Annotated in this window: 14 protein-coding genes; 6 read left to right on the forward strand and 8 right to left on the reverse strand. The window is 72.3% G+C overall.

Annotation, left to right across the window (positions count from 1 at the left end; translation table 11 throughout):
* Positions 1-158: 158 nt before the first annotated feature.
* Together ABZU53_RS20845 and ABZU53_RS20850 are read left to right on the forward strand one after the other, a co-directional pair.
* Complete coding sequence (locus ABZU53_RS20845) at positions 159-662, forward strand: DUF6328 family protein (protein ID WP_354854666.1); 504 nt, start codon at positions 159-161, stop codon at positions 660-662.
* 121 nt (positions 663-783) lie between these two features.
* Positions 784-2,790 (forward strand): acyl-CoA dehydrogenase family protein, encoded by a 2,007-nt coding sequence (locus ABZU53_RS20850; RefSeq protein WP_355067072.1) that lies wholly within the window; start codon positions 784-786, stop codon positions 2,788-2,790.
* A gap of 174 nt (positions 2,791-2,964) precedes the next feature.
* On the opposite strand, the gene ABZU53_RS20855 is transcribed toward ABZU53_RS20850, so the two are convergent.
* The 8 genes from ABZU53_RS20855 to ABZU53_RS20890 all read right to left on the reverse strand — a co-directional run bounded on the left by ABZU53_RS20855 (position 2,965) and on the right by ABZU53_RS20890 (position 7,731).
* Positions 2,965-3,132 (reverse strand): hypothetical protein, encoded by a 168-nt coding sequence (locus ABZU53_RS20855; RefSeq protein WP_234587259.1) that lies wholly within the window; start codon positions 3,130-3,132, stop codon positions 2,965-2,967.
* A 159-nt stretch (positions 3,133-3,291) separates the two neighbouring features.
* Positions 3,292-3,900, reverse strand: coding sequence for a hypothetical protein (locus tag ABZU53_RS20860; protein ID WP_355067073.1), 609 nt, complete (start codon positions 3,898-3,900; stop codon positions 3,292-3,294).
* 204 nt (positions 3,901-4,104) lie between these two features.
* A complete protein-coding gene (locus ABZU53_RS20865) occupies positions 4,105-4,503 on the reverse strand; it encodes a Fur family transcriptional regulator (RefSeq protein ID WP_203150761.1) in 399 nt (132 codons plus the stop codon).
* Positions 4,500-4,799, reverse strand: coding sequence for a metalloregulator ArsR/SmtB family transcription factor (locus tag ABZU53_RS20870; protein WP_354854660.1), 300 nt, complete (start codon positions 4,797-4,799; stop codon positions 4,500-4,502). The genes ABZU53_RS20865 and ABZU53_RS20870 overlap by 4 nt, the downstream gene beginning before the upstream one ends.
* 42 nt (positions 4,800-4,841) lie before the next feature.
* Positions 4,842-5,708, reverse strand: coding sequence for a metal ABC transporter permease (locus tag ABZU53_RS20875; RefSeq protein WP_354854658.1), 867 nt, complete (start codon positions 5,706-5,708; stop codon positions 4,842-4,844).
* Positions 5,709-5,710: 2 nt separating this feature from the next.
* Positions 5,711-6,472, reverse strand: a complete 762-nt coding sequence (locus ABZU53_RS20880) for a metal ABC transporter ATP-binding protein (RefSeq protein WP_354854657.1) — start codon at positions 6,470-6,472, stop codon at positions 5,711-5,713.
* Complete coding sequence (locus tag ABZU53_RS20885; RefSeq protein ID WP_355067074.1) at positions 6,469-7,419, reverse strand: metal ABC transporter substrate-binding protein; 951 nt, start codon at positions 7,417-7,419, stop codon at positions 6,469-6,471. Before ABZU53_RS20885 ends, ABZU53_RS20880 begins: the two co-directional genes overlap by 4 nt.
* A gap of 54 nt (positions 7,420-7,473) precedes the next feature.
* Entirely contained in the window at positions 7,474-7,731 is a 258-nt protein-coding gene (locus tag ABZU53_RS20890; RefSeq protein WP_355067075.1) for a hypothetical protein, read from the reverse strand.
* Positions 7,732-7,758: 27 nt separating this feature from the next.
* On the opposite strand from ABZU53_RS20890, the gene ABZU53_RS20895 reads away from it, so the two are divergent.
* The 4 genes from ABZU53_RS20895 to dusB all read left to right on the forward strand — a co-directional run bounded on the left by ABZU53_RS20895 (position 7,759) and on the right by dusB (position 11,336).
* Positions 7,759-8,100, forward strand: a complete 342-nt coding sequence (locus tag ABZU53_RS20895; RefSeq protein ID WP_355067076.1) for an antibiotic biosynthesis monooxygenase — start codon at positions 7,759-7,761, stop codon at positions 8,098-8,100.
* Positions 8,101-8,124: 24 nt separating this feature from the next.
* Positions 8,125-8,604, forward strand: coding sequence for a hypothetical protein (locus ABZU53_RS20900; protein WP_354854650.1), 480 nt, complete (start codon positions 8,125-8,127; stop codon positions 8,602-8,604).
* Positions 8,605-8,719: 115 nt separating this feature from the next.
* Positions 8,720-10,099 carry a glycine--tRNA ligase gene (locus ABZU53_RS20905; RefSeq protein ID WP_354854648.1) on the forward strand — a complete coding sequence of 460 codons (1,380 nt, stop codon included), beginning with the start codon at positions 8,720-8,722 and terminating at the stop codon, positions 10,097-10,099.
* Positions 10,100-10,163: 64 nt separating this feature from the next.
* Positions 10,164-11,336, forward strand: a complete 1,173-nt coding sequence (dusB, locus tag ABZU53_RS20910; protein ID WP_355067077.1) for a tRNA dihydrouridine synthase DusB — start codon at positions 10,164-10,166, stop codon at positions 11,334-11,336.
* The last annotated feature ends 505 nt before the right edge of the window (positions 11,337-11,841 follow it).

Below are 11,841 nucleotides of genomic sequence, written 5' to 3' on the forward strand. Positions count from 1 at the left end.
CGGGCGGGCGACGGCGTGGCGACCGGGCGATGACCGGCGGGCGACGGGGAGATGGCCGGAACGTGTCGTGAGCCTGTTTCGCGCTCGGCCGTGTGGGGCATTGGCGTTGCTGCCGGCGGCTGGGACCGCCGGCAGTACCGTCTGACCGGAGGTAGCGCGTGTCCAAGGAGACCGAGAAGCAGCGTTGGCAGCGCAACTTCGCCGACCTGTTGCAGGAGCTGCGGGTCGCCCAGACCGGCGTGCAGATCCTCTTCGCCTTCCTGCTCACCCTGCCGTTCAGCAACGGGTTCACCCGGACCAGCGAGTTCCAGCGGGACGTCTACATCGTCGCGCTGCTCGCCGCGGCCGCCGCCACCGCGATGATCATCTCGCCGGTGGCGTTCCACCGGGCGCTGTTCCGTCAGGGGCGCAAGCCGGAGCTGGTGCGGTTCGCGCACCGGATGGCCACCGGCGGCCTCGCCTTCATGCTGATCGCGATGGTCAGCGCGGTCCTGCTGATCACCGACTTCGTGCTGGACCGGCCGATCGCGTTCCTGCTCAGCGCGCTGGCCGGGCTCTGGTTCCTCCTGTTCTGGGTGATCCTGCCGTTCGCCCGCCGCAACTGGGGGGACGACGACATCGACGACGACGATGACGACCCGGACACGCTCAGCGGCCGCTGACCCCGCCGGAGCAGCGAGCAGACGATCCGCACGCAGCGCTACCCCTGGGTAACAACCGGGGGTAGCGTGACGGTAGTCGCGCACGTCGACGCAGCCGCAACCGAGGTTCGAGGGGGCAGCCGTGACCACGACGCAGAATGGCCGACCGGCACCGGACGGCCCCGACTCCGAAGCCGGCAGCGTCACACCGGGCAGCACCGGGCCGTTGCCGGCGGAGGCGGGGCAGGTCTCCGAGAAGGAGGCCCGGCAGGTCGCCGAGGCCGCCCGGGAGTCCACCTGGGATCGGCCCAGCTTCGGCAAGGAGCTGTTCCTCGGGCGGTTCCGGCTCGACCTGATCGATCCCTGGCCCCGCTCCGACCCGGACGACGTGGCCCGCGCCGAGGAGTTCCTTGGTCGGTTCCGCGCCTTCCTCACCTCCGAGGTGGACGGCGCGGCCATCGAACGGGACGCCTCCATTCCGGACGCCGTGTTCCACGGGCTGGCCGACCTCGGCGCGTTCGGCATGAAGATCGACCGCAAGTACGGCGGCCTCGGGCTGAGCAACCTGCACTACTGCCGGGCGCTGATGCTGGCCGGCTCGGTCAGCCCGGCGATCGGCGCGCTGCTCTCGGCCCACCAGTCGATCGGGGTGCCGCAGCCGCTGAAGATGTTCGGCACCGCCGAGCAGAAGCAGCGCTTCCTGCCCCGGCTCGCCGCGGGCGAGGTCTCCGCGTTCCTGCTCACCGAGCCGGACGTGGGCTCCGACCCGGCCCGGCTCGCCACCACCGCCGAGCCGACCGAGGACGGCACCGGCTACCGACTCAACGGGGTCAAGCTCTGGGCCACCAACGGCATCGTCGCGACCCTGCTGGTGGTGATGGCCCGGGTGCCCGCCGCCGAGGGTCGGCGCGGCGGGATCACCGCGTTCGTGGTGGACGGCGACAGCGCGGGCATCACCGTGGAGCGGCGCAACGAGTTCGTCGGCCTCCGTGGTCTGGAGAACAGCCTGACCCGGTTCCACGACGTGTTCGTGCCGGCGGAGAACGTCATCGGCGGTGAGGGCAAGGGGCTCAAGATCGCCCTGACCACGCTGAACACCGGTCGGCTCTCGCTGCCGGCCATGTGCGTGGGCGCCGGCAAGTGGTCGTTGAACGTGGCCCGGGGGTGGGCCGCCGACCGCGTCCAGTGGGGCCGGCCGGTGGGCGAGCACGAGGCGGTCGCCCAGAAGCTCTCCTTCATCGCCGCCACCACGTACGCCATGGAGACCATGCTCGACCTGTGCTGCCTGCTCGCCGACGATGACCGCAACGACATCCGGATCGAGGCGGCGCTGGTCAAGCTGTACGCCAGCGAGATGGCCTGGAAGATCGCCGACGAGCTGATCCAGATCCGGGGCGGGCGCGGCTACGAGACGGCCGACTCGCTGGCCGCCCGCGGCGAACGCCCGGCCAACGTCGAGCAGGTGCTCCGCGACCTGCGGATCAACCGGATCTTCGAGGGCTCGACCGAGATCATGCATCTGCTGATCGCCCGGGAGGCGGTCGACGCCCACCTCTCGGTGGCCGGCGACATCATCGACCCGGAGGCGGGGCTCGGCCGCAAGGCCCGCGCCGGCGCCCGTGCGGGCGCGTTCTACGCGAGGTGGCTGCCCACCCTCGCGGTCGGCAAGGGCCAGAGCCCGTCGGCGTACGCCGAGTTCGGGCCCCTGGCCGCGCACCTGCGCCAGGTGGAACGGTCGTCGCGCAAGCTGGCCCGGTCGACGTTCTACGCGATGTCCCGCTGGCAGGGAAAAATGGAACGCAAGCAGGCGTTCCTCGGGCGCGTCGTGGACATCGGCGCGGAGCTGTTCGCGATGTCCGCCGTCTGCGTCCGGGCGTCCGCCGAGCGCGACACGCGGCCGGAGAACGTCGAGCTGGCCGACCTGTTCTGCCGGCAGGCCCTGGTCCGGGTGGACGCGCTGTTCACGGCACTCTGGGACAACACCGACTCCGTCGACACCGCCGCGGCCAAGCGGATCCTCGCCGGTCGCTACGCCGGGCTGGAGGAGGGGGTCGTCACCCCGTCCGACGAGTTGCCCTGGGTGGCCCGCTGGTCGCCCGGCCCGTCCACCGCCGAGGACGTCCGCCGCCGCATCCCGCCGAAGCCGTAACCTCCGACCCCGCGGCCTGACCCCCTGCGGCCCGCCCGCCGGGCCGCCCCTCGCCGCTGTTCGCGCCGGCCGGACTGGTCGCGTTGGCCGCGCTTGCCGTGCCGGCCGCGCTTGCCGTGCCGGCGTTTGCGCGTGCCGTGCCGCCGCGGCGTGGCCTGGCTGCCCGGCGCGCTGTCAGCGGGCGACCGCCCAGGCCAGCACCCCCGCCAGGATCAGACCGTTGAGCCCGGCCAGGGCGAGGTACGCCGCGGGTGGGATCTTCCTGCCCCGACGGACGAGGGAGACCAGGACGGCGGCGTAGCCGAGCAGCAGTACGGCGATGACGATCAGGAAGTAGAACACCCGAAGACCTTAACGGCCGGCGTGCCGCACGCAGGTTGTGGCACGCGACGGCAGCTGGTGGTCGATCCACACCAGGTCGCCGAGGTGGGGGCATCCGGCGGCCCGGACAGACCCACATCGGCGATCTGGTGTGGATCAAGCCAGGGGCGTACCGCAGGTTCAGCGGCCTCTGCTGCGCAGGCCGAGTTGGCGTAGCTCCAGGGCGGCCAGGGCCTCGACGGTGTCGTCGTCGCCACGTCGCCACGCCTCGGCGACGTCCGGCGCGATCCGGGTCAGCCGGCCCAGCGGCTGGGTGGCCAGCGCGCGTAGCGCGAGCAGATCCCGCCCGGCCGGCCCGGCGGCCAGCTTCGCGGCCGATCCGGCCCGGCGCATCCAGCGCAGCCGCAGCGGCAGCCAACCGAAGAGCACCAGGCCGAGCGGGAAGATCAGCACCGCGACGGTGAGGGCGAGGGCGAGCTGGTCGACCAGGTGCTGCTGGTCGCGGCCGGCGTCGGCGAGACCCCGGGCGGCGTCGGCGGCCCGCTGGAAGGGCGCGGTCAGCTCGTCACCGACCAGCGGCACCCGCCGGACCTTGCCGCCGGCGTCGGCGAGGTTGTCGGCGAGGCCACTGCCGGCGCCCTCCAGCTTCTGCCCGGGTACGGCGAGCTTCTGCACCAGGTCGTGCAGCCAGAGCGCGGCGCGGATCGCGACGTACACCCAGGCGACGACGAGCAGGTCGGTGAGCAACTGGCGGACGGCGGTCGGAAACCGATCGGCGTAGATCTTCACGCCGGACAGCGTGCCACGAACGGTCCCCGCCCGGCACCCGTCGATCGGTGGCCGGGGTGACCCCGGCCCGGGGGCGCCGCAGGCTCCGCTCCCCGCCACCGACGCCCGGCCGGGGGATCGGCGATCAGGCGAGCCGCAGGCCCCCGAACGCGACGGTGTCGCCCACCGGCTGGACCGGGCGGAACCGAAGGTCGGCCACGCTGGTCAGCGGACGCAGGCCGGGCAGGTGCCGAAGATCTCCAGGGTGTGGCTGACGTCGGCGTAGCCGTGCTGCGCGGCGACCCGGTCGGCCCAGCTCTCCACCGCGGGGCCGGCCACCTCGACCGTACGCCCGCAGGCCCGGCAGACCAGGTGGTGGTGGTGCCCCTCGCTGCACCGGCGGTAGAGGTGCTCGCCGCCCGGCGGGCGCATCACGTCGATCTCGCCCGCGTCGGCCAGCCCCTGCAGGGTGCGGTAGACAGTCGTGAGGCCGACCCGCTCACCGCGCTGCCGGAGCATCGCGTGCAGGTCCTGGGCGCTGTGGAAGCCCTCCATCTCGCCCAGCAGCGCGCTCACCGCCGAGCGCTGCCGGGTGTTGCGCACCGCGGCGCCGCTCTCGCTCATGATCCCTCCCCGGCGTGGCTGACCGCATCCGCCACGATGTGCGCGACGTGCTCGTCGACCAGGCTGTAGGCGATCTCCCGGCCCCGGCGGGAGCCCCGCACCACGCCCGCCCCGCGCAGCACCCGCAGGTGCTGGGACACCAGCGGCTGTGCCGCGCCCAGCTTCTCCACCAGCTCGTGCACGCACCGCTCGCCGCTGGCCAGCTCGCTGACGATGGCCAGCCGGATGGGCGCCGACAGGGCCCGGAGCAACTCGCTGGCTCCGTCGAAACCCTCGTAGCCTGTTGCGCTGGTCATCTTGCAACGGTAACCAATACCACCGACATCCGCCGATCGGGCTCAGTGCAGGACGACCTCGTGCGGTTCCGGCGCCGGTACGGGGGCCGGCGCGGTGCGGCGGCGTACCGCCCGCCAGAGCGCGCCAGCCACGGCCACCACCAGGAACGAGGCGATCGCCAGCAGCACCACCGAGGCGCCGGGCGGGGTGTCGGCGGTGGCCGCCACCCAGACGCCGGAGCCGGCAGCGAAGAACCCGAGCGCCATCGCGGCGGCCATCGTGCTGCGGAAGCCCCGGGTGACCTGCTGGGCGGTGGCCACCGGAACCACCATCAGCGCGCTGATCAGCAGCACTCCGACGGCCCGCATCGCGATGGTCACCGTGACCGCTGTGGTGACCGCGATCAGCAGGTTGAGGGTGCGCACCGGCAGGCCGGACACGCGGGCGTACTCCTCGTCGTGGCTGATCGCGAAGAGCGCCGGCCGCAGCACGATCATGGTGAGCAGGATCGCCGCGCCGAGCACGCCGACGGTGATCAGGTCGGTGGTCGAGGTGGAGAGCAGGGACCCGAACAGGTAGGCGTTGAGGTTGGCGCTGGTCGCGTCCGAGAGGCCGACCAGCAGGACGCCGCCGGCGATGCCGCCGTAGAAGAGCAGCGCCAGGGCCAGGTCGCCGGAGGTCCGCCCGCGCGCGCGGACCACCTCGATGGCGATCGCGCCGACCGTGGCGACGATCACCGCCACCAGCACCGGCGAGCGGTTGAGGAGCAGGCCTGCGCCGACGCCGGTCAACGCCACGTGGCCGATGCCGTCGCCGATCAGCGTCAGTCGGCGCTGCACCAGGTAGATGCCGAGCGCCGGCGCGGCCAGGCCGATCACCAGCGCGCCGATCAGGGCGCGTTGCATGTAGGGGTACTGGAAGAGTTCCATGGTCAGTTGCTCCACAGCCCGGCGGGCTCGTCGGGACCGTGCGGGTGCACGTGGTCGTGGTCGGGCTCCGCGTGGTGGCCGGCCGGGTCCGGAACCGGGCCGTCGTGACAGACGCCGCCCTGGTGGACGACGACCGCCCGGCTGATCACCGGTCGCAGCGGGCCCAGCTCGTGTGCCACCAGCAGCACCGTCCCGCCGTCGGCGACGAAGTCGCGCAGCGCGCCCGCGAACGCCTCCTGGCTGGCCGCGTCCACCCCGGCGGTGGGCTCGTCGAGGATCAGCAGCTCCGGCCGGCCGGCCAGCGCACGGGCGATCAGGGTGCGCTGCTGCTGACCGCCGGAGAGGGTGGACACCGGGTCGGTGGCCCGGTCGGCGAGCCCGACCGCGCGCAGGGCCGCGTCGACGGCGGCCCGGTCGGCCGCGCCGGGCGGGCGCAGGATCCCGCGGCGGGCCAGTCGGCCGGACGCCACCACCTCGCGGACGGTGGCGGGCACGCCTCCGCCGGCGCCGAGGCGCTGCGGGACGTACCCGATGCGCTGCCACTGGCGGAACTGGCGCAACGGCCGGTCGAAGAGGGTGATCGAGCCGGCGGTGAGCGGCACCAGGCCGAGGATCGCGCGGATCAGCGTGGACTTGCCGGAGCCGTTGGCGCCGAGCACCGCGACCACCTCCCCGGCGGTCACGGTGAGCGAGACGTCCCGGAGCACCGGGCGGCCGTCGTAGCCGACCGCGCCGTGCTCGACGGTGATGACGGGGGTGCTCACGAGCAGCTCAACGCCGTCCGCAGGGTCTGCAGGTTGGTACGCATCACCGAAAGGTAGTCCGAGCCGCTGCCCGCGGCGAGTCCTTCGATCGGGTCGAGCACCGCGGTCTTCGCGCCGACCTGACCGGCGATGGTCTCGGCGACCTTCGGGCTGACCAGCGCCTCGAAGAAGATCGTGGTGGCGTGGTGCGCCTCCGCATCCTCGATGACCCGGGCGAGCCGCTGCGGCGAGGGCTCGACGTCCGGGCTCAACCCGGTGATGCCGACCTGTTCGAGCCGGTAGCGGTCAGCCAGGTAGCCGAACGCGGTGTGGCTGGTCACGATCTCCCGCCGCTGGCAGGTCGCGAGGCCCTTAGTGAACTCGCCGTCGAGGGCCGTCAGGTCGGCGCGCAGCGCCGTGGCCCGGGCGGTGTAGTCGACGGCGTGGTCCGCGTCGACCTCGCCGAGCCGCTGGGCGAGCTGGTCGCCGATTGCGGCGAGCCGGGTCGGGTCGAGCCAGACATGCGGGTCCTTGGCGTGAGCGTGCTGCTCCTCGCCCTGCTCCTCCGCACCCTCGTGGTTGTGGCCGCCGGCGCTCGCGTCCAACAGCGGCTGCACGCCGGCCACGTCGAACACCCGGGCGTCGTCGTCCTGCGCGACCGTCTCGTCCACCGCGGGCTGGAAGCCCTTCAGGTAGACGATCAGCTCGGCCTCGGTGACCTGGCCGACCTGGCGAGGGCTCAGCTCCAGGTCGTGCGGCTCGGCGCCGGGCTTGGCCAGGTTGGTCACGTGGACCGCGTCACCGCCGACGCGCTCGGCGATGAACTGGAGTGGGTAGAACGCGGCGACCACGTCGACCCGTTGGGGATCGGCGCCGGCCGCGCCGCCGGTGGAGCAGCCGGCGACGGCGCCCAGGGCGAGCAGGGCGGTCGCGGCGGCCAGGACGCGGGACGTGGTGCGGTTGGTCATGTCCCCAACTGTCCGTGGTAACGACAATGATTGTCAAAAACGCATGCTTGCATGTCAGAGCAGCTTCGCGAGGCCCACCGTGACCAGCAGGGTCAGCATCAGCAGCCGGATCAGCCGGGTCTGCGGGGCCTGAACCGGCCAGGTGGTCGCCAACAGGGCGATCAGGGCGGCGGCGAGGGCCAGCGTCAGCAGCCCGCCGACCACCCCCGGCGTGAAGAACGCCACCAGCACCACCACAAGGGTGAGCAGGAACACCGACGTCGGGTTCGCCACGGCCAACCGGGCCAGCAGAGGGCGCTGCGTACGCTGCATCCCTCAGACTCTACGAGGAGGAACCCCGTGCTGGTGACCAACCGGTTCGTGGTCGACGTCGATGTCGCCGACGGCTTCACCGAACGGGCGCACGCCGCCCTCACCGCGCTGGCCGCCTGCCGCGGCTACCTGCGTGGCCAGTTGGTCCGAGCCCTGGACGACCCCCGGTACTGGTCACTCGTCACCGAGTGGGAGTCGGTCGGCACCTACCGGCGGGCGCTGGGCGCCTTCGAGGTCAAGGTGACCGCGGTGCCGTTGCTCGCCGAGTCGGTCGACGAGCCGTCCGCGTACGAGGCGCTGGCCAGCGCCGCGCCCGGGGGAGCCGTGGTGGTCGCCGAGAGTGATCGGGCTGCTGGTCCTTACCGCTGAGCCGCCGGGCACTACCCTGCTCCTATGACCGCACCCGCCCCGCCGCCCGGTCCCGGTGTGGCTCCGCCGTTCGCCGCGCCGCCCACCGAGGGCCGCCGGACCCGGCTCTGGATCGGCCTCGGCGTCGGCGCCCTCGCCGTGCTGCTCTGCTGTGGCGGAGGAGGCGCGGCCGTCGTCGGCCTGGCCGTGAGCGGCGTGCAGGCGGTACGCGAGCAGGGCCGCACGGTGACCGGCGACTACTACCAGGCGCTCGTCGAGCGAAACTACGGCCGGGCGTACGACCAGCTCTGCGACGACGCGCAGCGGCGCGAGTCCCGCCCCGAGTTCGAGCGGCGGGCGGCCGCCGAGCCGCAGGTCACCGCGTTCCGGGTGGGTGAGGTGGACACCACCAACCTGACCGTCGGAGTCGACGTGACCCTCGACGGCGGCGACCGGGAGCGACAGCAGGTCAGCCTGGGCCAGGACGGTCAGACCGGCGGCATGGAGGTGTGCGGGGTGAGCTGACCCGCCCCCGGTATTCTGCTGGGCTCGGGACGCCGGTGGTCGTACCGTTGTCCCGAACCGACCCGATCCATCCACATCTCGCCCCCGCCGACCGCCAGCCGGCGTAGGAGGAAACATGCCAGTCGACCGTATCGACGCCGTCGTCAGCCTCGCCAAGCGCCGAGGCTTCGTCTTCCCCTCCAGCGAGATCTACGGAGGCACCCGATCGGCGTGGGACTACGGTCCGCTCGGTGTGGAGCTGAAGGAGAACGTCCGCCGGCAGTGGTGGAAGACCATGGTCCAGCAGCGCGACGACGTCGTCGGCCTCGACTCCGCGGTGATCCTGGCCCGCAAGGTGTGGGAGGCGTCCGGCCACATCGCCGAGTTCGTCGACCCGCTCACCGAGTGCCAGTTCTGCCACAAGCGGTTCCGGGCCGACCACCTGGAGGAGGCGTACGAGGCCAAGCACGGCCACCCGCCGGCCTCGCTCGCCGAGATCAACTGCCCCAACTGCGGCAACAAGGGCACCTTCACCGAGCCCAAGATGTTCAACGGCCTGATGAAGACCTACCTCGGCCCGGTGGAGAGCGACGAAGGGCTGCACTACCTGCGCCCGGAGACCGCGCAGGGCATCTTCGTCAACTACAAGAACGTCGAGACGGTCGCCCGCAAGAAGCCGCCGTTCGGCATCGCGCAGACCGGCAAGTCGTTCCGCAACGAGATCACCCCGGGCAACTTCATCTTCCGGACCCGCGAGTTCGAGCAGATGGAGATGGAGTTCTTCGTCGAGCCGGGCACCGACGAAGAGTGGCACGAGTACTGGCTCCAGGAGCGCTGGAACTGGTACCTCGACCTCGGCCTGTCGGCGGACAACCTGCGCCTGTACGAGCACCCTGCCGAGAAGCTCTCGCACTACTCGAAGCGCACTGTCGACATCGAGTACCGCTTCCAGTTCGGCGGGACCGAGTTCGCCGAGCTGGAGGGTGTCGCCAACCGCACCGACTTCGACCTCTCCACGCACAGCAAGCACTCCGGCGTCGACCTGTCGTACTTCGACCAGACCAAGGGCGAGCGCTGGATGCCGTACGTCATCGAGCCGGCCGCCGGTCTGACCCGCGCGGTGCTCGCCTTCCTGCTGGAGGCGTACGACGAGGACGAGGCGCCGAACACCAAGGGCGGCGTCGACAAGCGCACGGTGATGCGGTTCGACCCTCGGCTGGCCCCGGTGAAGGTGGCGGTGCTGCCGCTGTCCCGCAACGAGGCGCTGTCGCCCAAGGCGAAGGACCTCGCCACGCTGCTGCGCAAGCGCTGGGTGGTGGAGTTCGACGACTCGCAGGCGATCGGCCGCCGCTACCGCCGGCAGGACGAGATCGGCACCCCGTTCTGCGTGACCGTCGACTTCGACACGCTGGACGACAACGCCGTGACGGTGCGCAACCGGGACACCATGGGCCAGGAGCGCGTCTCGCTGGACCAGGTCGAGCGTTACCTGATCGAGCGCCTCCCCGGCTGCTGAGACGGTGGGCACGGGGTCCCGGCCGACGCGGAAAGCGCCGGTCGGGGCCCCGTACACTTGTGCGGTGACCGCCTCGACCGTTCCCGCGCTGCGCCCGTTGGCCCTCGGGCCGTACCAGGTGTCGCCGCCGGTGGTGCTCGCGCCGATGGCCGGGATCACGAACGTCGGGTTCCGCCGGCTCTGCCGCGAGCAGGGCGGCGGCATCTACGTCTGCGAGATGATCACGACCCGTGCGCTGGTCGAGCGCAACCCGAAGACGCTCCGCATGATCGCGTTCGGCGACGACGAACAGCCGCGCAGCCTCCAGCTCTACGGCACCGACCCGGAGGTCACCGCCGCCGCCGTGCGGATCGTCGTCGAGCGCAACCTGGCCGACCACATCGACCTCAACTTCGGCTGCCCCGTACCCAAGGTCACCCGGCGCGGCGGCGGCGCGGCGCTCCCGTGGCGACGCCGGCTCTTCGCCCGCCTGGTGCGGGCCGCGGTGGACGCCGCCGCACCCTCCGGGGTGCCGGTCACCGTGAAGATGCGCAAGGGCATCGATGACGACCACCTGACGTACGTCGAAGCGGGGCTCGCCGCCCAGGACGCCGGCGTCGCCGCGGTGGCCCTGCACGGGCGGACGGCCGCCCAGCGCTACTCGGGCACCGCCGACTGGGACGCGATCGCCACCTTGAAGCAGGCCCTCGACGTGCCGGTCCTCGGCAACGGCGACATCTGGGAGGCCGACGACGCGCTGCGGATGGTCGCCCACACCGGGGTCGACGGCGTGGTGGTCGGCCGGGGCTGCCTCGGCCGGCCGTGGCTCTTCGCCGACCTGGAGGCCGCCTTCAACGGTCGGCCCGAACGGCGTCTGCCCAGCCTCGGCGAGGTGGCGGTGACCATGCGCCGGCACGCCGAGCTGCTCGTCGACCAGTTCGTGGCGGGCGCCCGCAACCCCGCCCGGGGTGAGCGCGACGGCTGCACCGACTTCCGCAAGCACGTCGCCTGGTACCTGAAGGGCTTCCCCGTGGGCGGCGAGCTGCGCCGTTCGCTGGCGATGATCGAGAGCCTGGCCCAGCTCGACGACCTGCTCGGCAAGCTCGACCCGGCGGAGCCGTTTCCGGTGGCCGCACTGGGTCAGCCGCGCGGGCGTACCAACTCGCCGGGCAAGGTCTTTCTCCCGGACGGCTGGCTGGCCAGCCGGGACGACGACACCGTCCCCGAGGGCGCCGAGATGGACGACTCCGGCGGCTGACCCGCAACCGGCTGTGTGCGCCATGGCGCGCGGTAGCCGCGTCGGACCATGCGCCAGAGCCGCCGGTCGTGCGTGCCGACGCCCACGCCGACGCCGACGTGGCTCGGAGCGGCCAAGGGGCCGCCTCACCCGCCTCTCACCCGTCTCCGACCGCACCGCCGCAGCCTGAACGCACAGATCTTGGACAGTTTCCGTTAGCCGATAACGGAAACTGTCCAAGATCTGCTCATGTCTTAAGGCAGGTGGGCTGAGGAACCGGGCCACTCGGCGCGGAGGCGCGCTTCGTGCCTGCCTCGCTGCCGGCTGACGGCATGCCGAAAGGGCCGGCCCTGTGGTGGGTCCGGTCCTTGTCGGATTACTCGGTGCTGGGGGCGGAGGGGCCCTTCGTGCCTACCTCGCTGCCAGCTGACGGCATGCCGAAAGGGCCGGGCCCCGTGGTGGGGTCCGGCCCTTGTCGGTGGTGGTGCTGGGGTGGGGTCAGCTGGTGGCGTAGCCGCGGGTGGCG

The organism is Micromonospora sp. NPDC005194, from assembly GCF_040608335.1.
Classification (GTDB): Bacteria; Actinomycetota; Actinomycetes; order Mycobacteriales; family Micromonosporaceae; genus Micromonospora.